We start from the raw sequence: 22,640 nt of genomic DNA on the forward strand, positions 1-22,640 counted from the left end.
AAATTATCAGTTCTACTTGAGTCCAATGGAATTTCCTAACTATAAACAGAAAAGTCACTAAAGAGTTAACCATTGAAGAGAGAGGGAAAATGCTTGATTGTTATAATAGGACCTATTGCAAAACCCACGGGATGACGAAAACATTTCCTTTTGAAAGGGAACTGAATAGACCTTTTTGGTTTGGAAGGGTCATTGGTTATGTAGAAGAGGAGAATGTTAAAGGGTATTTTGTATATAGTACAAAAGAGAAAGATTTATATATCCATGAATTTTTCTTTGATTCTCCGAATGTAGTAAGGGAATTTTTAACTTTTCTCCATAACCAGACAGATCAAATTAAACGAGTGATCATGAACTCTAATTTTGACGAAATTTCTCATTTTGTAGGCTCTCCAGAAAGTGGTCAAGCCACGATGGTTGATTTTCCTTCCACCACTGATCATAAACACATCGCTAATGTAGGAATAGGAGTAATGTATAGAATTGTTAATTGTCTTGCGTTTTTTAAGGAGCTTAAAGAAAAGAATCACCTTTTAAGTCCAGGTGTCACACTTTCATTAAAGCTCTCAATTAATGATGATTTCTTTCCTTTAAATTCTTCAACTTTTATTTTATACATAACGAACGGAGAAATCGCGGAAGTCAGGGAAGACGGTCCATTTGATGTAGAACTAAGAATGGATATAGCAGAGTTTTCTTCAATGGTGATGGGAGTGGAAAATGCTCTTACTTATTTAAAATGGGGTTTAATGGAGATTTCGGATGAAAGTTATAGTAAAGTGATCAATTCTCTTTTTCAAACGGAAAGTAAACCTATGATCGTAAAAGCTTTTTAATATTTTCTTATCCAACTAACTAAAGCTTTAAATTAATTATCTCCATATAAACCTTAATACCATGCTTTTTATGAACAAAAGACGACAATATAGATGAAATACAAAAGGGCAGCGAGCCTATAAGAACACCCCCCTTAATTCCATTCAAAGGATGAATGTACCGGGTAGAAACAAATTTCTTTCGTTTCCTTCTTTCATCTGTAATAATTACATACATCGTTGCAAAAGGGGGCAGATCAATGACAAACCAAACAACAGTTAAACCTTTATTTAAAGCTTTTACTAGTGATAAATTAAATCTTCCAAATCGTACCGTAATGGCACCGATGACACGTGGATTCTCACCTGGGAACATTCCTAATGAGGAAGTGGCGGCGTACTATCGTAGACGTGCTGAGAATGAAGTCGGATTGATTATTACAGAAGGAACGGGAATTGACCAACCAGCTTCTGTATCTGGAGCGAATATTCCTGTCTTTCATGGAGAAAAGGCGTTGAACGGCTGGGCTAATGTTGTAAAAGAAGTACATGAAGCGGGCGGTAAAATTGCCCCTCAGCTGTGGCATGTAGGAATGACTCGCAGCAAAGGAGATCTTCCAAATAAAGAGGCAAGTCCGGTGGGTCCCTCAGGGCTAAGCTTGGATGGGGAGAAGGTGAACGAAGCATTATCTACAGAAGAAGTAGAGGCTTTGGTGGAATCCTATGCCAAAGCAGCAGCAGATGCGAAGCGCCTTGGCTTTGATGCTATTGAAATCCACGGTGCGCATGGTTACTTAATCGACCAGTTCTTCTGGGAAAACACAAATAAACGCACGGACCGCTATGGCGGTGATTTCGTTGAGCGCACTCGGTTTGCTAGAGAGATCGTAGAAGCGTGCCGTCGTGAAGTCGGGGAAGATTTTCCCATCATTTTCCGATTCTCCCAATGGAAGATGAATGATTTCCAAGCGAAATTGGTCAACAATCCCGATGAGTTAGAACGCTTCTTACAGCCGCTTGTTGAAGCCGGGGTCGATATTTTCCACTGCTCCACACGCAGGTTCTGGGAACCTGAATTTGAGGGTTCCAGCCTGAATCTTGCAGGCTGGACAAAAAAACTGTCAGGCAAACCAGTCATTGCTGTAGGTTCTGTAGGACTAGATGGTGTCTTTACGGACTTTTCAGGTGCTGGAACAGCTAGTCTTGACGATTTAGTGGACAAACTTGATCGTGATGAGTTCGACCTTGTGGCTATCGGCCGTTCGTTATTAATGGACCCTGAATGGGTGAAGAAAGTGCATGAAGGTCAAGCGGATGATCTGTCAGCCTTTAATAAAGAAGCGCTCCAAAAACTATATTAATCATAAATAATGAATACAGCGCCCTTATAAAAGGGCGTCTTTTTTTGTCCTCTCTTACGTAAATCCCCTTCAATTTTGAAATTAAATTTTTCATTATAAGACCTTCTACAGCTGTTGCCCTAGGTATTTTTCAAGTTAGGCACAGTTGGATATTATTATTATAAGTAAGGCGATTATTTAATACATCTAACATTGTTATAATGGGGTTAAAAAGAGGAAGGGGAATTCGAAGTGTGTGAGGGCTTACTTCATCATGTAGAAATTTATGTTTCTAATTTAGAGAAGTCAGAATCATTTTGGGGCTGGTTTTTGGAAGAGTTAGGTTACAGATCCTATCAAAAATGGGGGAGGGACAAAGCTGGAAGTTAGGGGAAACTTATTTAGTATTAGTCCAAACAGAAACTAAATTTTTAGACGTTCCTTACCACAGGTGCAGGACGGGTTTAAATCATTTAGCTTTTCACGCTTATTCACGAGAAAGAGTAGATGAAATGACACAGATGCTTAAGGAGAGAGGGATAAATATTTTATACGAAAACCAACATCCTTTTGCAGGCGGTGAGGATTATTATGCGGTTTATTTTGAAGATCCCGACAGGATAAAAGTTGAATTTGTTGCACCATCATAATACATTCTTCCTTCAATTTAAGTCTTCAATGATAAGGAGATATAATATGAAAGAAAATTTAAAATTTGCTTGGATTGCTTCCTGGTTTGCACTCGTTGGACAATTACTTTTTTTTATTGGAGTTTCGATTTTCACTGGAGATTGGCGTTACGTGATGTGGAGTTTTATGGTGAGTATGGCTGTAGGAATTCCAAGTATGATTCACACAAGGAGAGCTCAGAAGGCGAACAAAAGTATAAAGACTTTGTAGACATAATATCATATTTAAAGCAAAGGGAACCTATGTTATTGAGGTTCCCTTTTTTAATTCAAACAATGTACTGAAAGTAATAGCGTTACCGATGTTTTTTAAGAATTAGAGGAGCATGATCATGTTTCTTTCATAATATGACGAAACACGAATGGAGCGAATAAAGAGAAAAGAAGTACACTTAACGTGAGCCACCACCCGATTGAGTTAAATGTGGCTTCAGGGATAATAAATGTGTATCCCAAATAAGATAAGAACAAAATTCCTTGAAGTACCTTCAATGTTTTTGCATCAGCTTCATTTTTCTCGGCTACAAGTCTCTCATCAGTTTCGGAGACCATCATTTTTGGATTCTTTTTTATTTTCATCAGTTTAAGAAAGGCAGCAAGTGATGCACTGAAAGGAATAAGCGATAAGGCTAAAAAAGCTTTGTTGTTAGTAAAAAACACGTCGGTTGTTTCGAATATTACCCAGATGGCAAAAAGAGCGAAGCTGACAAATAACGATACACCAATCGTCCATTTTGTTTCCTTAACTAACTTTTCTGCACTCATCAATCATTCCTCCCAGAATAAATCATCTAAAGTTTTATTTAAAGCTTTACATATGGCCGTACACAATTTCAGACTCGGGTTATAATTTCCAGCTTCGATTAGATTAATGGTTTGCCTTGTAACTCCGACTAAATCTGCTAAATTTTCCTGGGATACATCAGCTTCGACACGGGCGATCTTCATTTTTTTGTTTTTCAAAAAAACTCATCTCCTCCTTCTACATTTATATTATTCAATACATTACAAAATGTCAATTATATTTTACATTATGTAATGTATTTTGCTTGATTCCACCTTGGCTCGTTCCATTAATAACATGTTCCAGAAGCTTAAAAGTTTTACGTTAACTAACGAAATCGTTCGTTGATGCAAGAAAATAAATAATAAAAACATCCCCCTTCCTTACAAACCAGTAGGAAGGGGGATGTTTACTATTCATTCAACAAATTTAAAAATTGACGGGCGCGTTCATTTTTTGAGTACGAAAAGACTTCTTCTGGATGACCTCGTTCCAGGATATGTCCGCCATCCATGAAGAGAACTTCGTCGGCTACTTCTCTGGCAAAGTTCATTTCATGGGTTACGATCACCATCGTCATCCCTTCTTGAGCTAACTGCTTCATGACTTGTAGAACTTCACCGACCAGTTCTGGATCAAGAGAGGAAGTAGGCTCATCAAAGAGCATGACCTCAGGATTCATTGCGAGGGCACGAGCGATGCCCACTCGCTGCTGCTGACCTCCGGAGAGCTGATAGGGATAGTAATCTACTTTGTCTCCGAGTCCAACTTTTCTTAAAAGCTCTACAGCCTCAGGATGAACATCTCTTTTGTTCCTTTTTTGCACCGTCACCGGGCCTTCTAAGACATTTTCCAAAGCTGTAAGATGAGGAAAAAGATTATACGTTTGGAACACCATGCCAGTTTGACGCCTGATAGCACTGATATCTTTCCTTAGAACCTTCTGTGAAAAGTCGATGGACTGATTATTGATTTCCAGAACCCCTTTGGAAGGGGTTTCTAGTATGTTCAGACAACGCAGCAAAGTAGTCTTCCCAGAACCAGAAGGTCCAATGACTACAATCACTTTTCCTTTGGCAATATTTAAATCGATACCCTTAAGCACTTCTAGTGTACCGAAGTTAATGTGTAAATCTTTAATTGATAACATTTGGAAGCTCCTCATGTTTTAACATATCGATTAAGACGGTTTTCCATTTGGTCTTGAATAAGAGACAGAATAAAGCATAATACCCAATAGATAAATGCCGCTTCCGTATACAATAGTAAAGGCTCATAAGTGGTAGCCACAATCTCCTGGGATTTCCTGAACATTTCCGTAACAAGAATTGTGGAGGCGAGGGATGTATCCTTCACAAGACTGATAAAAGAATTGGACAAGGGAGGAATAGATACCCGTGCAGCTTGTGGAAGGATGACCCTTTTTAAAGCCTGGGTATAGCTCATATTAATGGAATAAGCTGCTTCCCATTGTCCTTTCGGTATAGAAAGAATGGCAGCACGGATAATTTCAGACGCATAGGCCCCGGTATTTAAAGAAAATCCGATAATAGCCGCAGGAAAAGGGTCTATTTTTATGCCTATAGATCCAAGTCCAAAAAAGATAATAAACAATTGAACCAGTAACGGTGTCCCACGAATAATGGACACATAGACTCTCGAAATACCGCTGAGCAGTTTAATCCCAGATAATCGAAATAATGCAGTCATAATGGCTAGTACAAGCCCGATAATGAAAGCAATCAATGTCATGGGAATCGTGTAATACAAGGCGCCCTTTAAAAGTGGCAAAAAGGAGCTTTGAGCAATCTCGATATATCGCTCAAAGCCTGGGGCTGTAGTAAATAAAAAGTTACTGACTGGAAACATCTTCGCCAAACCATTCTTTAGAAATATTCTCTAAAGTGCCATCTTCTTTCATTTCCTTTAAGGCACCGTTTACAGCTTTAACCAGCTCTTCATTTCCCTGTCTGAACATCATGGCGCTTTCGGAAGCATCACCAGCTTTGTCTACAATTTGGGCTGGAACATTGTCACCTTTTTGATTTAAGTAATCAAGAACTGACAACCGATCATTAACCGTCGCATCCACACGTCCTGTAGCGATCAACTCCATAGCCGGGTTAAACCCTTCGACACTTTGAATTTCCGCGCCGTACTTCTTAGCGATATCTGCATAGTTACTAGTTAAAGATTGAGCAGAAGTCTTTCCATCCAAGTCTTCAAAGGATTGGATATCCTTATTGTCTTTATTAGTAACCAGGACGGCTGTCGAGTACGTATAAGGAGTAGAAAATGCGTATTTTTTTTCCCGGTCGGGCTTGATTCCAACTTGGTTGGCAATCATATCAAACCGTTTAGAGTTAAGCCCTGCGAACATGGAATCCCATTTTGTTTCCTTAAATTCCACCTTTAAATCGAGACGCTTCGCAACTTCTCTAGCCACTTCAACATCATAGCCTGTGAGCTTGTCCTGATCATCGTGAAAAGTGTAGGGTGGGTAAGTTCCCTCAGTTCCAACGGTCAGAACACCTTTTTCTTTAATTTGTTCGTATAGATTACCATCAGAAGAAGCACTGCCTGAACTGCTTTCCTCTGAGTTTTCATTACTCCCGCCACACGCAGAAAGTAACAAAATAAAGCCTAATGTTATGAGATAAAAAGATAATTTTTTCATGTAATTCCTCCTATGGATTTAAAAACCCAGTAAGTTGATAGGTATTATAGCAATTATCAATGTTACAACGGTTACAGCCGCTTGTCAATTTTCTAACACTTATTCATTTTCGAGCAAGTTCGGGCCAGTTTGTGCAGTCAAATAATACGGGGAGAAGGAAAGGTTGTTCTTAGGAATTATAATAAGATTCATCACCAGGATTTCTGCTGTTGACTTTATCCTTGTGAGCTATAGGTGGCTTCCAGTTTATTAAGTAGTATGATCGATTTTTCGAAAATTCATTTTGATTCAAACTTTTTAATTGTTGAAGTACGAGAAAATACATGTTGTAAGAGAGAAATTATGGAGAGCAAAAATTGAAGTTTAAGAAGAGAGGTTAAATTTAATTAAACACAATTCGTCATTTAACATAACACGAAGTTTATCATACTATTGAAATTGACGAAGCATGGATGTCTTGTGGAGACGACAGACAGACATACAAACATGCAGTGATGGAAGAGAAAGCAAAAAGAAGATAAAATTTCTAAATTATTTTCTAGTTTACATAATATATATTATAGGAAGTAAATGAAAAATTTGAAATTCTGTCTCAATAACTAAGTATACTTTTGATATTGAGACAGAATAAAAAAATACTTATGATCCGATATATTTAGCTTGCGGTCTAAATATGACGTTATTCCTGGACTGTTCCATAATATGTGCAGACCATCCTACAATTCGACTTGAGCAAAAAATCGGCGTAAATAATTCTGCAGGAATTTCAATGGCTTTCATAATGGCTGCTGCATAATATTCAACATTAGCATATAAATTTCTTCCTGGCTTTAATTGATTCAGCCACGTTTCTGTCTGCTGCTCAACATCAAGCAGAAATTCTGCCCAGTCCGGTATTGGATCCATCTTTAAGATTAATTGCTGCAAAGCCTTAGCTCTGGGATCTTTAACTTGGTAGATTCTATGGCCAAATCCCATAATTTTTTCATTTTGCACAATTTTATTCTTGACAACTTCTTCTACTGTTGATCCTTGAACCTCTTCAATATAAGTTAACACACCAGATGGTGCGCCACCATGTAATGGTCCTTTCAGCGCTCCAATTCCAGCGGTTATTGCTGAGTAAATATCACTTTGTGTAGAAGCCACTACTCTGGCAGCAAATGTAGAAGCATTCAGACCATGTTCAGCCGTTAATATCATATAAGCTTCTAAAGCAGCTGCTTCTTTTTCTGTCTTTTCTTCACCAAACAGCATATAGAGAAAATTTGCAGCATGACTTAAATGATGTTTGGGTTCTACAGGTTCAAGCCCCCTCTTCCTTCGGTACAAATAAGCGATGATCGTTGGTAGTTTAGCGATAACATCAACCACTTCCATTTCATTAATCGGCCAGTGATCCCTGGACTCATCTAAACAGGATATCGCAGATCTTATGGAAGCAATCAACGACTGCTGATGAATAAACTGATCAAGCACATTTTTGGTATTTTCATTTATAGCTCTTGCTTCCTTCATTCGGTCATTTAATACGTGTATACCATTTTCGTCAAGTTTTTTTCCACTCAGTAAAAAGTACACGACTTCTTCAAAGCTGTGCTTTTCTATGAGTTTTTCAACTGGAACTCCACGATAAAATAAATTCCCCTTCTCCCCATTTATTTCACTTAATGCGGTCTCAACGGCAGTAATTCCTTTTAAACCTGGATAATACATGTTTATCCCCTCCCCATACTTCTATTGTATTTCACTCGATTCATTATTAAAATTAAGTAATAATGATCTAATCAATAAGCAATAGTTATTGGAGGGATATAATGGATATGAAGTGGCTCCGCACGTTTGAGCTTGCTGCAAAACTCCTGAATTACCGGAAAGTCGCAGAGCAATTGTATATTACACAACCTGCTGTCAGTCTCCATATCAAACAACTGGAAGAAGAATTAAATTGCAAGCTGTTTGTTAAAAAAGGCCGTCATATTCAACTTACCGAATCCGGTCGCCATTTTCGCATGGAAGCTTTACAATTACTCACTCAGTATGAGACAACGCTGCAGAAAATGAATACTATGCGTCAAGGCTTTACCGATTCTTTAAAAATTGGAATAACTCCACTATTAATAGAAAGTACCTTTCCAAGTATCATTAGGAAATACACAGAAAAGCAACCAACCATTGAACTTGCCATCACGGTTGCGGAATCGTCAGAGCTTGCAGGAATGCTTGAAAAAGATCAAATTGATGTTGCCTTTTCCTGCTTGCCAAGCCTGGACTCTTCTATCATTTGTGAAGAGCTTTTTCACGATACATTAACGATGGTAATAGCACACGATGGTTTAGATTTGGAATCTGCCCCTCCTTTAGATCCGGTGGCGCTGTTTAAGGAGAAATTAATCTTCTCCCACCACCATCCAAGCTACTGGCCGAGTCTGATAAGAAACATCCAGCTCAATGCCCCTACTGCTCGCTTTTTAAAAGTGACGCAGTCCCATGCAGCTAAGCGGTTTATATTAGAAGGAATGGGCATTTCGTTTTTTCCTTCTTTTGCTGTCAGGCGTGAACTTATGGAAGGAAGGCTTCTTGAAGTCCATCCCCCTCCTTTTCCCCTGCCTGTTTGCAGCATTTATGTATCGCTGAAATATGAACACAGTGTTGAATCTGACTTAGTTCAATTCACTAGACGGTTTTACATGTCTTAATTGTTGTTTTTGTTTTAGATTTCGGAGTTGCTACTAAGTATAAATCCGAACTTGGCTATTGTTATTGATAATCGTTTGTTTTTGTTAGTTTATTCTGAGTTGCTACTATGTTTGAAGTTAAATCTAATGCTTAATGAAGGTTCGTTTTCTACAAAAAAATGAAGCCACAGAGCTTTTACTCCGTGGCTTTTACTTTTTTAGATTTTTTTGTTGATGGATTCGTCAGGTTCTTCTGATAAACCTCGAGGGTTTGGTAATAAAAATTAAGGATCTGCTCAGAAGGCTTTTGCCAGCTGTGCCTCTCTGCTTCCTCTCTTGCATGGCGGCAGAGCTTTCGATAGAGAACTTCATTTTCCATCCTGTCAATCGCTTGGATTAAGCTGTCTGTATTCTCATTCTCAAAAAGCAAGCCGGTTTTACCATCTTCCACTTGTTCCATCGTCGGACCGCTCTTTGCAGCGATTACCGGTAAGCCGGATGCCATTGCTTCCAGAATCACTAAGCCAAGCGTTTCTGTAACAGAAGGAAAAATAAGTGCATCCGAGGATGAAAACGCCTGAGCCAGTTCTTCACCGTGCAAAAGACCGGTAAACACCGTTTTTGTACCGGCAAAGGTAGATTCCAAAGCTTCTTTCTCCGGTCCGTCCCCAACAATCGCCAGGGAAATATCTTTTCTTTCATCAAGAAGCGGTTTGATTTTATGAATTTCTTTCTCTGCTGCAAGCCTGCCGACAAATACGAGCAGCTTATTATCTGGTTGATTACCTGACAAACGCCTTCTCATTTCCTCGTTTTGATGCCTCGGGTGGTAATGATCAACTGCTACTCCACGATCCCATACATGAACATTATGAAAGTCCTTTTCATCCAGCTCACCTTTAATCGCCTTGGAAGTGCACAGGTTTAAATCAGCGTAATTATGCAGTTTTCGGAAATACCACCAAAAGAGCGGTTTGAGAGGACGGTAAAGCCGGTAAAAATCTAAATATTTTGGAATGTGGGTATGATACGATGCAATTAACGGATAATTTAATTTATTCGCATAGTACACACCGGTCGCTCCAACTAAAGCAGGATTAACTACATGAACTAAGTCTGGGTCATGCTTTAAAATTAAATCTTTTACCCTTCCCTGCGGCATTGAAAACTGTTTGGACTTGTAAAAAGGCACCTTAGTTGGTTTTACTCCTTCAACAATCGCCCCTTCATATTCTTTCACACCAAGATCAGGAGCAATAATCACAACTTCGTGGTCTTGTGCTAGTAAATATTTAATTGCTTCCTTCAGTCTCGTTACGACCCCATCGGTTGATGGCAAGAATGTTTCAGTAATGATGGCGATTTTCAAAGTAGATAACTCCTTACTTCCATGTAATGGATGGTAATACGTTCTCCTTAATGATCCGGTCTTGATATTGAATGGATGTTTTTAATATGTCTCTGATGACTTCATCCGTCAGTAAGCGAGGTTCAAGACCAAGGTCCTTAAGCTTCGTGTTTACCGCATGATAGTAATGGTCTTCATTTTCAATACGCGGATTTTCAATCTGTTTTACTTGTGCATCTAGGCCTTCTTCTTTTGCAACCTGCTGCACACGTTCTGCGAGATCTTTGACAGAAAACCATTCTGTAAACTGGTTAAACACACGGAATTCTCCGCGGTCTGCCGGATTCTCTGCAGCGATTTCAACACAGCGGACAGTATCTTCAATGTTAAGAAAAGCTCTCGTCTGTCCTCCAGAACCGTAAACGGTGATGTCATGACCGATGGCTGCTTGATTGGCAAAGCGGTTTAATGCAGTTCCATACACTTCATCGTAGTCAACACGGTTTACAAGAAGAGGATCAAGCTGTGTTTCTTCTGTATGTAAACCATACACAATTCCCTGATTTAAATCTGTCGCACGTACACCCCAGATTTTGCAGGCGAACATAATGTTATGGCTGTCATGTACTTTTGATAAGTGATAGAAGGAGCCCGGCTGTTTCGGGTATGGAAGCAAGTCTTTGCGCCCTTTATGTTCAATTTCAATGTATCCTTCTTCGATATCTATATTCGGCGTGCCGTATTCGCCCATTGTGCCCAGTTTAATCAAATGACATTCAGGCGCAAATTCTTTAATGGCATAAAGCACGTTTAAATTTCCGATCACGTTATTGGATTGTGTATACACAGCATGTTCCCTATCCATCATGGAATAAGGAGCTGAGCGTTGTTCTGCAAAATGCACAAATGCTTCCGGCTCTGTCTGACGGAAAACTTCACTTAGGAAGTCATAGTGGTTTAAGTCGCCGATAAATGTACGGATTTCTTTACCGGTTACTTCCTTCCATTTGGCAACACGATCCTCAAGTGAAGCAATCGGTGTTACAGAATTAGACCTTAGTTCATCATCAATTTTCCTGCGTGATAAGTTATCTACAATGGTAACTTCATGTCCTTGCTTGGAAAGGTATAAAGCAGTCGGCCAACCGCAGAAACCGTCTCCTCCAGCAACTACTATTCTCATAATTCTACCTCCTAGTGACCTATCTACTAAATCGTATTCCCATTATAGAATAACATTGTTTTTCCTAGCATGGTAAGAAAAAACCCTAAAATATCAACTGGAAATGTTCTACAATGGCGATTCTGAATACTTTCGTAATGACTTTATCATTAATTGAAGAGGGAAACAATGAACACTATGTTAAAGTGAAACTTTTTAAACCTCTAAATCGTAAAGATATTGTTAAGAAAGGAGGATTGGATGACAGCATTTTTCTGGGGTTGTCTTATTTTCGGCCTCTTGTTTGCTTTGCTGACAGTAGTAGTAGGCGATTTAATTAGTGATTTATTTGATGGCATGTTTGAATTTTTATCCATGGATGGACCTCAGTACATACAGCCAATGGTAGTGGTAGGATTTATCACTACGTTAGGCGGCTCAGGGATTTTACTTCATGACTATACCTCTCTTCCTCAGTTTCTCTCTCTGACAGCGGCCATTCTCATCGGCCTTATCATTTCCATTCTCGTCTATTTTCTCTACGTCAAACCTATGAACAAAGCTGAAAGCTCCACTGGCTTTTCCTATGACGAGCTTAAAGGAAAAGCAGCCGAAGTGACGATTGCCATTCCTGCACAAGGTTACGGAGAAATCATGCTTGTGGTTGGGGGCTCAAACACGACCCAGATCGCTCAAGGGATCGAAAAAGAAGCGATACCTGGAGGAGAAAAAGTAGTGATTGTAGATGTAGAAGATCACACAGCTTTAGTTACAAAGTTTAATGAGGAGGAATTTGATGATTAGTAATGCCCTGTTAATCCCAATTATTGTCTTAGCGGTATTTGCCATTCTGGCGCTTGCTTTCTGGCTCCGCTATAAGACGGTAAGTTCCGATGAAGCGATGATTGTCACCGGCTCTTTCTTAGGAAGCAAAAACGTCTTAAAGGACGATTCAGAACGAAGCATAAAAATTGTCCGCGGCGGAGGGGCTTTCATTCTTCCTGTTTTCCAAAAGGCCCAGTTTATGTCGCTCCGCTCCCTTAAGCTCGATGTCAGCACACCGGAAGTCTATACCGAGCAAGGTGTCCCGGTGATTGCTGATGGGGTTGCCATTATTAAAGTAGGGTCCTCTACAGATGACGTGGCCACAGCAGCAGAGCAATTCATGGGAAAACCCATTGATGACCTTAAAAGTGAAGCACAAGAAGTCCTGGAAGGCCACCTTCGTTCCATTCTAGGTACGATGACCGTCGAGGAAGTTTACAAAAACCGCGATCGTTTTGCCCAGGAAGTCCAAGGAGTTGCGGCAAAGGATTTAAAGAAAATGGGCTTACAGATTGTCTCATTTACCATTCGTGATATCCAGGATCAAAACGGCTACTTGGATGCACTGGGAAAACCTAGAATAGCCGCAGTAAAACGCGATGCCGAAATCGCCGAAGCAGAGGCTATCAGAGATTCCCGGATTCAAAAAGCGAACGCTGATGAGCAGGGCCAAAAGGCCGAGCTCCTCAGGGATACAAACATAGCAGAAGCCAGTAAAAACAAAGAATTAAAAGTGGCCTCGTTTAATAAAGATCAGGACCGTGCTAGAGCAGAAGCGGACCAGGCCTATGCCAGACAGGAAGCTGTCTCTAAACAAGAAGTCGTTCAAGAAGAGATGAAAGTTGAACTCGTGAGGAAAGAAAGACAAATCGACATAGAAGAGAAAGAAATTCTGCGCCGTGAGAAACAGTATGATTCCGAAATTCGTAAAAAGGCTGATGCAGACCGCTACGCTGTCGAACAGTCTTCTCAAGCGGATAAAGCAAAAAGTATCAATCAATCCGATGCCGACAAGTACAGAATTGAAGCAGAAGCACGAGCTAATGCTGAAGCTGAACGCGCCCAAGGGGAGGCTCAAGCGGAAGTCATTCGCCAAAAAGGACTGGCAGAAGCAGAAGCGAAAGAAAAAATCGCCGATGCCTTTTCGAAATATGGAGAAGCTGCTGTGCTTGATATTTTAGCGAAGATGCTTCCGGAACTTGCAGAGAAAGTGGCTGAACCGATGGCGAATATCGATAAACTGACAGTCGTTGATACCGGCAACGGCCAAGGTGCAAAACAAATGAGCAATTACGTAACCGACCTGATGGCAACTGCACCGGAAATGGTTAAAGACGTTTCGGGAATTGATATGAATCAGTTGATCCAAAACTTAACGAGTCAAGGTGGTGTCGACATTCCACACCAACAGCTCAGCGAGACTGCCGCATCCTCTGAAAAGGATTAATCCCTCCCTGTAATCAAAGGATGTGACAAATCTCTATCACCCGAATGAAGGCGGGATTTTCATTTGAAAATTTCACCATCGTTCGGGTTTTTTCATGGAAGATTTACTCGATTTCCTAATTCATTCCCTGCGGTTACTTCTGGCTTTCCGTGCTTTTAGTTAATGATCTCTCAGCAGCTTCTTTCATGTGAATGACAATTCATTTTTAAAGCGGTTTCAGTTATAATGAATATAGAAACTTGTGTGACTACTCGTAAGGAGGACTTATTTATGAATGCGATTCCTAACGCTTGGAACCCAACTTCCGCTCAAAAACGAAACACACGCCTCTATCAATGGATGAAAAAACACGGATACGAAAACTATGATTCTTTTTATGAGAGCTCTATCCACTCGATTAGCTGGTTTTGGGACGAAGCTGTAAAAGAGTTAGACATAGAATGGTATCATCCATTTACCGAAATCGTAGATTTATCAAACGGGATTCAATATCCCCATTGGTTTGTGGATGGAAAAATAAATGTGGTTCATAATGCACTGGACAAATGGGCACGGGATCCATTGAAGAAATCAACGACCGCACTGCATTGGGAAGGGGATAATGGGGATCAAGTTTCTTATTCCTATGAACAGCTCCACCTCAAAGTAAATGCTTGTGCACACGGACTGTCTAAGCTTGGGATTGGAAAAAACGACGTCGTTACCCTCTATTTACCTATGCTTCCTGAAACATTGATTGCAATGCTTGCGATCTCTAAAATCGGTGCCATTTTCTCCCCCGCTTTTTCTGGATATAAAGCCGATGCAGTGGCTACTCGAATGAAAGCATCAGAATCCAAACTATTGATTACTGCTGATGGATTCTTCCGTAGAGGAAAACTCATTAATATGAAGGAAGAAGCGGAAAAAGCTGCGGAGCAATGTCCGTCCCTTGAACATCTCGTTGTCGTTAATCGTGTCCACGAAGATGTACCTCTCCAGGAGAACAAAGCAGTGGACTGGGCTGATTTACTGAAAAATGAAACCGATTACAAGACCGTACAAACGAATGCTGATGATCCATTTATGCTTATTTACACCTCAGGGACCACTGGCAAACCAAAAGGAGCCGTTCACACTCATGCAGGCTTTCCGATTAAAGCGGCTTTCGATGCCGGCATCTGCATGGATGTAACAAAGGATGATACGTTTTTCTGGTACACGGATATGGGCTGGATGATGGGTCCGTTTCTCGTTTACGGAGGCTTGTTAAATGGCGCATCGATCCTCATGTTTGAAGGAACACCTGATTACCCTGAGCCCGACCGCTTATGGCAGCTCGTCGAAAATTACAAGGTTACCCATCTCGGCATCTCTCCAACCTTAGTTCGCTCCATGATGCGTCACGGTGAAAAATGGTTGGAGAAGCACGATTTATCCTCCTTAAAACTGATTGGTTCAACAGGAGAACCGTGGAATCCTGAACCGTGGAAGTGGTTGTTTGAGCACGCAGGAAATTCTCAAGTACCCATCTTCAACTATTCTGGAGGAACAGAAATATCTGGAGGCATTTTAGGTAATGTCCTAGTAAAACCAATCCAGCCTGTAAGCTTCAATGCTGCCCTTCCTGGAATGGATGTCGGCGTTTACGATCAAGATGGAAAGATGCTGACAAATGAAGTGGGCGAGCTCGTGTTAAGACAACCATGGGTCGGAATGACCAAAGGATTTTACAAGGAAAATGAGCGCTATGAGAATACCTACTGGAGCCGATTTAAAGATACATGGGTCCACGGTGACTGGGTCATCCTCGATGATCACGGGTACTATACAATTACCGGAAGATCAGACGATGTATTAAACGTCGCCGGTAAAAGACTTGGGCCGGCAGAAGTAGAATCTGTCCTCGTTGAGCATGAAGCCGTCGTTGAAGCAGGAGTCATTGGAGTCCCTCATGAAATCAAAGGGGAAGAACCGATTGGCTTTGTCGTTATTAAACCCGAACATTCCAAAGATGAAGCGTTAGTGAACGAACTAAAAGATCACTTGGTTCATAAACTCGGCAAGGCTCTGGCACCTAAAAAAGTCCATGTTGTCTCAGATCTTCCAAAGACAAGGAATGCAAAAGTTATGAGAAGAGCGATTAAAGCTGCTTATCTCAACCAGTCAGCAGGAGATTTGAGCGCGCTCGAAAATCCGGAAGCCGTCGAGGAAATCCAACAAGTTGGAAAAGCCGCTTCCCAAAAAGCGTAGACGAAAAAAACGCAGCTTATCCACTTTGGCTGCGTTTTGCTAGCTCTCTTTTTTCTTACTCCTGTGTTCATTTCCTATTTTTCTATTAAAAATCCTCTGCCAGCAAACAATGAACCGGCAGAGGATTTCTATTTTTGTATCAAAGTTTAAACTGGGTACACCCCATGTTTTCTTTCTGTAAATTGCACTGACTTGTTTTCATAAGCCTCAAAGCGCTTCGCGAGTTCATTTCTTAAACGGTCGGGCTGCACAATATCATCTACGACCATTTCAGAGGCAAGCCGGTAAATATCAATGTTTTCTTTATATTCTTCATGTTTTTCCTTAATAAAGGCAGGACGTTCTTCTTCAGGCAGGGCAGCAATTTTATTGGCATAAACTGCATTCACAGCAGCTTCAGGTCCCATGACTGCAATTTGCGCTGAAGGCAGTGCCAGACACGCATCCGGTTCAAAAGCAGGGCCGGCCATCGCGTAGAGTCCTGCACCGTAAGCTTTTCTTACAATTACAGAGATTTTCGGTACGGTAGCTTCGCTCATAGCCGACAGCATTTTTGCTCCATGCCGGATAATTCCTGCTCTTTCCACTCTCGTTCCGATCATAAAGCCTGGAATATCCGCTAAAAACAGAAGCGGTATGTTAAAAGCATCGCATAGCTGCATAAATTTTGCGGATTTATCCGCAGAATCCGGAAATAAAACGCCTCCCTTTGCCCGCGGCTGATTCGCGATAATTCCTACTGATTTTCCTTCAATTCTTGAAAGGCCGGTGATAATTTCCGGAGCAAATTTCTTCTTGATTTCACAAAACGAACCTTTGTCAATCAGTCTGTCAATCAGCTGGTACATGTCAAAAGGAGCGTTTTGGTTTTCTGGGATCAGTTGTTCGATCGTTTTATCAAAAAACTCAGGATCCACTTTTTCTTCATGGTTTGGATGTTTCCTGAAGTTTGGAGGGAAATAGCTTAAATATTTTCTAGCAAACGAAATGGCTTCCTTTTCGTCGCCAGCAAGCACATCCCCGCATCCAGAAACGGAGCAGTGCATGTCTGCGCCGCCCATTTCCTCAAGAGAAACTTTTTCCCCGATTACCTTTTCTGCCATTCTTGGTGAACCTAAGTACATCGAAGCATTACCATCCACCATTACGACGATATCACAAAAAGCCGGTATGTAAGCTCCGCCCGCTGCAGATGGTCCAAATAAGAGACAGATTTGAGGGACTCTGCCTGAGAGCTTTATTTGGTTATGAAAGATCCGACCCGCGCCGCGGCGGTTCGGAAACATTTCCACTTGATCCGTAATCCTCGCTCCTGCTGAATCGACTAAATAAAGCATCGGCACTTCCAGCTTCATGGCTGTTTCCTGGATCCGGATAATTTTTTCCACGGTACGTGCGCCCCAGGAACCCGCTTTAACGGTAGAATCGTTAGCCATTACACAGACGTGTTCGCCATTGATCCTGCCGATTCCTGTCACAACTCCGTCTGCAGGCAGCCCTTCGTTTTGACAGTTGGCAAAAAAAGCGTCTTCAATGTCCATGTCCTCATCAAAAAGCAGCTGCAGGCGTTCCCTTACAAACAATTTTCCTTTTTCGGCATTTTTGCTGTGATATTTCTCTGCTCCCCCAGAAGCGATTTGCTGAGATTTTTGTTCTAACGTTTCATTGATTCCCATGTGCTCCCTCCTCTACTTCCCTTTGTATATGGGTTTTCTTTTTTCTTTAAATGCTTGAAGCCCTTCCAGACGGTCTTCTGTTGGGATTGTGTTTTGATAGCAGAGTCTTTCGATTTCCATTCCTGTCGTTAAATCAGTTTGGAAACCAAGCTGAATCGCTTTTTTTGCTTCTTTGAGAGCAACAGGACCATTTTCCGCGATCATTCCGGCTAACTGCTTCGCTTCGGATAAAAGGTTGTCCGGTTCGCTTAGGTGTTCCACTAATCCTAATGCAAAGGCGCGATCAGCATCCACAGGTTTTGCAGTGAATATCATTTCTTTCGCTTTTCCAAGTCCAATCAGCCTCGTTAAGCGCTGCGTTCCTCCAGCTCCAGGGATAATCGCAAGCGAAGTTTCCGTCAATCCCGCTTTAGCTTTCGTGCTCATGATTCTAAGATCACACCCAAGGGCTAATTCAAGCCCCCCGCCAAATGCAGCGCCGTTCACAGCGGCAATCGTTGGAGCCGGGAATTCTTCGATTAAACGGATCGTACGTCCGATTTTTTCAACTGTTTGAATAACCTGAGCTTCCGTCATTCCTTTTCTTTCTTTTAAATCGGCTCCTGCGCAAAAAGCTTTCTCTCCAGCTCCTGTAATGATCAAGGCTCGATAAGGCTCTTTTGTCTTCAGCTGAACCAACGAATCCCTAAGCGCATCCAGGAGTTCATGCGATAGAGCATTGGCTGCCTCCGGACGATGTAACGTAAGGAGGCCGACGTGGTCCTGAACTTCTTCTACCCTGATTAAGTCACTCACAATGTTCCTCCTCCCGATTGATGATCTGCATCAAGTGGCTAGGCAAGGGGGCACTGAGCTTCGATTGGATAAAGCGTGCAGCATTCTTGAGCTGCTCTTCACTGATCCCAGTCTGAATATCCATCTCATGAAGCATGTGCACTAGATCATCGGTGGCCACATTTCCTGAAGCGCCTTTCGCATACGGACAGCCCCCGAGTCCTCCGAGAGCACTGTCAAAAGTCGTAATTCCGTGCTCTAAGGCTACTAAGGTATTAGCAAGCGCCATTCCTCGTGTGTTATGAAAATGCATTGCTGTCTGATCCATCGGCAGATGACGTGCCAGCTCAGTGAGTACTCGATCGACTTGTTTAGGATTAGCAACTCCAACCGTATCTCCAAGCGATAATTCCCCGATGCCCATGGAAAGCAGCTGCTCGCTGACATTAATGACTTGCTCCACAGGAATGTGCCCTTCATAAGGGCAGCCAAATACTGTGGATACATATCCTCTCACACTTTTCCCTGCTTGCTTTGCTTCCTCTATAACTTTTTTCAATACAGGAAATGTTGCTTCTATTGATTTATTAATGTTTTTTTGATTGTGTGTTTCACTCGCTGACATAAATACAGAAATTTCATCTACATCTGTTTCAAGAGCCCCTTCGAGACCTTTCATATTGGGAACTAGTGCGGCGTAGGTCACCTCTTTCTTTCTCTTAATTCCTGCCGCTACTTTTCTAGCGTCCTTTAATTGGGGGATCCATTTTGGATGAACAAATGAACTGATTTCAATATAAGGACATCCGGACTCGGAAAGCTGATTAATCCAGGTGATTTTATCTTCCGTAGCCACTTCCGCCGGCTGGTTTTGCAGCCCGTCTCTTGGCCCGACTTCCTTTATTGTTACGTGTGTTGGCAAAGACAGCATGCACATACGCTCCCTATTCAATGATTGCGATAATATCTCCTTCATTGACGAAGTCGCCTTCAGCAACTTTTACTTCCTTCACTGTTCCTTTCTGTTCCGAAGCAATGGGGATTTCCATTTTCATGGATTCCAAGATTGCGATATCCTGACCTTCGCTGATCTCTTCTCCTTCTTTTGCTACAAGCTTCCATACACTTCCTGCCATTGATGCTTTAACTTCCTTCATTGATTACTCCCCTTAATGGTTGGTGATTGTTGGTAGATAATAGTCAGGTATAAAACTCGTTGTTGTATCACCTGCACGAAATCTCTCGTGGGTGATGATTCTTTTCAGCATCGTCAAGTTCGATTTAATGCCTTCAATTTCATACTGGTGAAGTGCTTTTGTCAGCCTTTCAATTGCTTCTGTCCGCGTTGCTCCGCTTACCACAAGCTTTGCAATCATCGGATCATAAAATGGAGTGACTTTCGAATCCCCCGTGACGGCTAATTCATGCCGAATTCCTTCTCCTTCCGGCAATTGTAAACGAGTGATTTGTCCTGGAGAAGGATAAAACGTATTGGAATCCTCGGCGTAGACTCTGACTTCAATGGCATGGCCATGAATCGTCAAATCTTCCTGACGGATGGATAGCTTTTCCCCTGCTGCAACTAGAAGCTGTTGTTCGACTAAATCAATGCCTGTAATTTCTTCTGTCACCGGATGTTCCACCTGAAGCCTTGTATTCATTTCAAGAAAATAGAAGTCTTCTTGGTCATCCACGAGAAACTCAATAGTACCAGCGTTCGAATAACCGAGCGTTTCAACTGCTTTCATCGCACTTTCTCCCATCTTGTGTCTTGTTTCTTCAGAAAGAAAAGGCGAAGGTGCTTCTTCGACAACTTTTTGATGCCGTCTTTGAATTGAACATTCCCGCTCGAACAAATAGATGTGATTGCCATGTTCATCTGCTAAAACTTGGATTTCTATGTGGTGAGGATCAACAATCTGCTTTTCAAGAAACATTTTCCCATCCCCAAAGAAGGTTTCTGCACGCTTTGAATTGCCTTCAAACGCCTTCTCAATCTCCTCATCATTGGAAACAGCCTGCATACCGATTCCGCCTCCGCCTGCTGCTGCTTTCAGCATGATCGGATAACCGTATTGATTAGCCAGCTCTTTCGCTTCATTTGTGTCGGCGATTGCTTCCTCCGTACCAGGTACGATCGGAACACCGGCTTTCTTCATCGTCTTCCTTGCAGCAATTTTATCGCCCATTTTCGCGATTACTTCTGCTTTTGGACCTATGAATACGAGTCCTTCCGCTTCCACCCTGCGGGCAAATTCTGCATTTTCACTTAACAGGCCATAGCCAGGATGAATCGCTTCTGCCTGGGATTCCTTTGCTGCTTGAAGAATTTTGTCAATATTTAAATACGATTCATTGACTCTTGGTTTGCCGATCAAATAGCTCTCATCCGCTTCCTTTACAAAAGGTGCGTACTGATCAGCTTCAGAGAACACAGCAACGGTCTGAACATTCAGCCTCTTACAAGTTCGAATGATCCTCGAGGCAATTTCGCCCCGATTGGCAATAAGTATTTTATTAAACATCCAAGAATTCTCCCTTCTCGTCAGGATTTGATATCGATAAGATCCAGTGCATCTTCCCTCAGTTTAAATTTTTGAATTTTCCCGCTGGCTGTCATCGGGTACTCTTTTGTAAATGTAATGTAACGGGGAATTTTATGCTTGGAAATTTGCCCTTCACAAAAGTTGCGGATATCTTCATCCTTTAAGCTTTTACCTTCTTTAGGAATAATCCAGGCCATGATTTCTTCTCCATACTTTTGGTCCGGTACTCCTATGACCTGTACATCCAATACATCCGGATGCTGGTATAAAAATTCTTCAATCTCCCGAGGATACACATTTTCTCCACCTCGGATAATCATGTCTTTCATTCGCCCGGTGATCTCTACATAGCCATCCTGATCCATGACTGCGATGTCTCCTGTATGGAGAAAGCCTTCTTCATCAATCGCTGCTTCTGTTGCTTCCTCGTTTTTATAATAGCCTTTCATGACCAAATACCCACGAGTGCAAAGCTCGCCGGGAATTCCCGGTTCTGCTTCCTTCCCGGTAGCTGGATCGATGATTTTCACTTCCACATTTGGATGCGCTTTTCCTACGCTTGAAACCCTGAGCTCAATAGGATCATCCGTGCGCGTCTGAGTGATAACAGGAGACGATTCCGTCTGACCGTAAGCAATCGTAATCTCTGTTGCTCCCATTTTATCCATGACCCCTTTCATCACTTCCATCGGACAGGTCGATCCGGCCATTATCCCTGTTCGTAAGGTTTCAGGCTTGAGATCGTCGAACGATGGATCATTTAATTCAGCGATAAACATCGTAGGCACTCCGTGAAGACCGGTACATGCTTCATCCCGGACAGCTTTTAGAACCTTTTCAGGGTGAAACTGCTCCAGAATGACCATCGTCGTTGCTTTAGAAACGGCGGCCATCGTACCCAGCACACAACCGAAGCAATGAAAGAAAGGAACGGGAATACACAGCCGGTCTTCCTCGGTTAACCGCATGCAGTCAGCCACCTGGTTGCCGTTGTTAACGATGTTGTAATGAGTGAGCATGACGCCTTTCGGAAAACCTGTTGTGCCGGAAGTATACTGCATGTTGATCACATCGTGAATGTGGAGCGTATGTTGACGTTCTGCTAACGCGTTTTCACTTGTAGAACGGCTCATGTCAAGGATATCCTGCCACGTAAAACAGCCGGCATATTCTTTTTCGCTTAATATGATTACATTTTTTAATCGGGGAAGCCGCTCGCTTTGAAGATCTCCTTTAATCGAAGAATCCAATTCTGGACAGATTTCCTTTAAAATATCGATATAGGATGTACCTCTGAACTCTTCAGCGAGAATAAGCGTCGTAGCATCCGATTGACTTAACAAATATTCCAGCTCTTGTGCCCGGTAATTCGTATTGACCGTGACAAGTACTGCTCCTGCTTTAGCCGTAGCAAACTGCGAAGTCAGCCACTCCGGCTTATTATCGGACCAGATTGCAATGTGCTCCCCTTTTTCAATCCCTAATGACATCAGTCCTCTCGCCGCAATGTTAGTCATCTCATTAAATTCACGGTACGTTTTTCTCAATTTTTTTTCTGGATAAACCATCGCTTCATAGTCGGGATATTTCTCTGCCTGTGCTTCAAGCAGTTGACCTACCGTTTTTTCTAAAAGAGCCATCAGCGTT

Annotated in this window: 21 protein-coding genes and 1 pseudogene; 8 read left to right on the plus strand and 14 right to left on the minus strand. The window is 41.8% G+C overall.

Going from position 1 to position 22,640, the window contains the following annotated elements; translation table 11 throughout:
• The first annotated feature begins 131 nt into the window (after positions 1-131).
• The 4 genes and pseudogenes from MUN89_RS13245 (at position 132) to MUN89_RS13260 (ending at position 3,055) form a co-directional block, all read left to right on the plus strand.
• On the plus strand, positions 132-836 hold the full coding sequence (locus tag MUN89_RS13245; RefSeq protein WP_244708281.1) for a sterol carrier protein domain-containing protein: 705 nt from the start codon (positions 132-134) through the stop codon (positions 834-836).
• Positions 837-1,075: 239 nt separating this feature from the next.
• Positions 1,076-2,176, plus strand: a complete 1,101-nt coding sequence (locus MUN89_RS13250; protein ID WP_244708282.1) for an NADH:flavin oxidoreductase — start codon at positions 1,076-1,078, stop codon at positions 2,174-2,176.
• Positions 2,177-2,407: 231 nt separating this feature from the next.
• Positions 2,408-2,805 (plus strand): annotated as a pseudogene (locus tag MUN89_RS13255) (VOC family protein).
• A 46-nt stretch (positions 2,806-2,851) separates the two neighbouring features.
• Complete coding sequence (locus tag MUN89_RS13260; RefSeq protein ID WP_244708283.1) at positions 2,852-3,055, plus strand: hypothetical protein; 204 nt, start codon at positions 2,852-2,854, stop codon at positions 3,053-3,055.
• A 119-nt stretch (positions 3,056-3,174) separates the two neighbouring features.
• Here MUN89_RS13260 and MUN89_RS13265 read toward each other — a convergent pair whose 3' ends face one another.
• The 6 genes from MUN89_RS13265 to MUN89_RS13290 all read right to left on the minus strand — a co-directional run bounded on the left by MUN89_RS13265 (position 3,175) and on the right by MUN89_RS13290 (position 8,021).
• Positions 3,175-3,609, minus strand: a complete 435-nt coding sequence (locus tag MUN89_RS13265; RefSeq protein ID WP_244708284.1) for a hypothetical protein — start codon at positions 3,607-3,609, stop codon at positions 3,175-3,177.
• 3 nt (positions 3,610-3,612) lie between these two features.
• The gene (locus MUN89_RS13270; protein WP_244708285.1) at positions 3,613-3,807 is read right to left on the minus strand and encodes a helix-turn-helix transcriptional regulator; all 195 of its coding nucleotides are present in this window, start codon (positions 3,805-3,807) and stop codon (positions 3,613-3,615) included.
• Between the two features lie 233 nt (positions 3,808-4,040).
• Positions 4,041-4,778 carry an amino acid ABC transporter ATP-binding protein gene (locus MUN89_RS13275; protein WP_244708286.1) on the minus strand — a complete coding sequence of 246 codons (738 nt, stop codon included), beginning with the start codon at positions 4,776-4,778 and terminating at the stop codon, positions 4,041-4,043.
• Positions 4,779-4,789: 11 nt separating this feature from the next.
• A complete protein-coding gene (locus MUN89_RS13280; RefSeq protein WP_244713788.1) occupies positions 4,790-5,497 on the minus strand; it encodes an amino acid ABC transporter permease in 708 nt (235 codons plus the stop codon).
• Positions 5,481-6,305: an amino acid ABC transporter substrate-binding protein gene (locus MUN89_RS13285; RefSeq protein ID WP_244708287.1), complete on the minus strand. Its 825-nt coding sequence runs from the start codon at positions 6,303-6,305 to the stop codon at positions 5,481-5,483. Before MUN89_RS13285 ends, MUN89_RS13280 begins: the two co-directional genes overlap by 17 nt.
• Before the next feature lie 639 nt (positions 6,306-6,944).
• On the minus strand, positions 6,945-8,021 hold the full coding sequence (locus MUN89_RS13290; protein ID WP_244708288.1) for a citrate/2-methylcitrate synthase: 1,077 nt from the start codon (positions 8,019-8,021) through the stop codon (positions 6,945-6,947).
• A gap of 101 nt (positions 8,022-8,122) precedes the next feature.
• On the opposite strand from MUN89_RS13290, the gene MUN89_RS13295 reads away from it, so the two are divergent.
• Positions 8,123-9,004, plus strand: coding sequence for a LysR family transcriptional regulator (locus MUN89_RS13295; RefSeq protein WP_244708289.1), 882 nt, complete (start codon positions 8,123-8,125; stop codon positions 9,002-9,004).
• A gap of 175 nt (positions 9,005-9,179) precedes the next feature.
• Here the strand turns inward: MUN89_RS13295 and MUN89_RS13300 are convergent, their stop codons facing one another.
• The gene (locus MUN89_RS13300) at positions 9,180-10,352 is read right to left on the minus strand and encodes a glycosyltransferase family 4 protein (RefSeq protein WP_244708290.1); all 1,173 of its coding nucleotides are present in this window, start codon (positions 10,350-10,352) and stop codon (positions 9,180-9,182) included.
• Positions 10,353-10,365: 13 nt separating this feature from the next.
• On the minus strand, positions 10,366-11,514 hold the full coding sequence (locus MUN89_RS13305) for an NAD-dependent epimerase/dehydratase family protein (protein ID WP_244708291.1): 1,149 nt from the start codon (positions 11,512-11,514) through the stop codon (positions 10,366-10,368).
• 240 nt (positions 11,515-11,754) lie between these two features.
• Here MUN89_RS13305 and MUN89_RS13310 point away from each other — a divergent pair, with 240 nt between their 5' ends.
• The 3 genes from MUN89_RS13310 to MUN89_RS13320 all read left to right on the plus strand — a co-directional run bounded on the left by MUN89_RS13310 (position 11,755) and on the right by MUN89_RS13320 (position 15,997).
• Complete coding sequence (locus MUN89_RS13310; protein WP_244708292.1) at positions 11,755-12,297, plus strand: NfeD family membrane protein; 543 nt, start codon at positions 11,755-11,757, stop codon at positions 12,295-12,297.
• Positions 12,290-13,765 carry a flotillin lipid rafts scaffold protein FloT gene (locus tag MUN89_RS13315; RefSeq protein ID WP_305852422.1) on the plus strand — a complete coding sequence of 492 codons (1,476 nt, stop codon included), beginning with the start codon at positions 12,290-12,292 and terminating at the stop codon, positions 13,763-13,765. The genes MUN89_RS13310 and MUN89_RS13315 overlap by 8 nt, the downstream gene beginning before the upstream one ends.
• Positions 13,766-14,035: 270 nt before the next feature.
• Complete coding sequence (locus MUN89_RS13320) at positions 14,036-15,997, plus strand: AMP-binding protein (protein WP_244708293.1); 1,962 nt, start codon at positions 14,036-14,038, stop codon at positions 15,995-15,997.
• Between the two features lie 146 nt (positions 15,998-16,143).
• Here the strand turns inward: MUN89_RS13320 and MUN89_RS13325 are convergent, their stop codons facing one another.
• From MUN89_RS13325 to MUN89_RS13350, 6 genes are read right to left on the minus strand one after another with little or no spacing between them, the layout of a single operon-like run.
• On the minus strand, positions 16,144-17,673 hold the full coding sequence (locus tag MUN89_RS13325) for an acyl-CoA carboxylase subunit beta (RefSeq protein ID WP_244708294.1): 1,530 nt from the start codon (positions 17,671-17,673) through the stop codon (positions 16,144-16,146).
• A gap of 12 nt (positions 17,674-17,685) precedes the next feature.
• Complete coding sequence (locus tag MUN89_RS13330; protein ID WP_244708295.1) at positions 17,686-18,468, minus strand: enoyl-CoA hydratase-related protein; 783 nt, start codon at positions 18,466-18,468, stop codon at positions 17,686-17,688.
• Positions 18,461-19,378, minus strand: a complete 918-nt coding sequence (locus tag MUN89_RS13335; RefSeq protein ID WP_244708296.1) for a hydroxymethylglutaryl-CoA lyase — start codon at positions 19,376-19,378, stop codon at positions 18,461-18,463. The genes MUN89_RS13330 and MUN89_RS13335 overlap by 8 nt, the downstream gene beginning before the upstream one ends.
• A 13-nt stretch (positions 19,379-19,391) precedes the next feature.
• Positions 19,392-19,604 carry an acetyl-CoA carboxylase biotin carboxyl carrier protein subunit gene (locus tag MUN89_RS13340; protein WP_244708297.1) on the minus strand — a complete coding sequence of 71 codons (213 nt, stop codon included), beginning with the start codon at positions 19,602-19,604 and terminating at the stop codon, positions 19,392-19,394.
• Positions 19,605-19,616: 12 nt separating this feature from the next.
• Positions 19,617-20,972: an acetyl-CoA carboxylase biotin carboxylase subunit gene (locus MUN89_RS13345; RefSeq protein WP_244708298.1), complete on the minus strand. Its 1,356-nt coding sequence runs from the start codon at positions 20,970-20,972 to the stop codon at positions 19,617-19,619.
• A 20-nt stretch (positions 20,973-20,992) separates the two neighbouring features.
• Positions 20,993-22,633 carry an AMP-binding protein gene (locus MUN89_RS13350; RefSeq protein ID WP_244708299.1) on the minus strand — a complete coding sequence of 547 codons (1,641 nt, stop codon included), beginning with the start codon at positions 22,631-22,633 and terminating at the stop codon, positions 20,993-20,995.
• Positions 22,634-22,640 lie beyond the last annotated feature (7 nt).

Origin of the sequence: Halobacillus salinarum, assembly GCF_022919095.1 — a bacterium.
In the GTDB taxonomy this organism is placed as follows: Bacteria; Bacillota; Bacilli; order Bacillales; family Halobacillaceae; genus Halobacillus_B; species Halobacillus_B salinarum.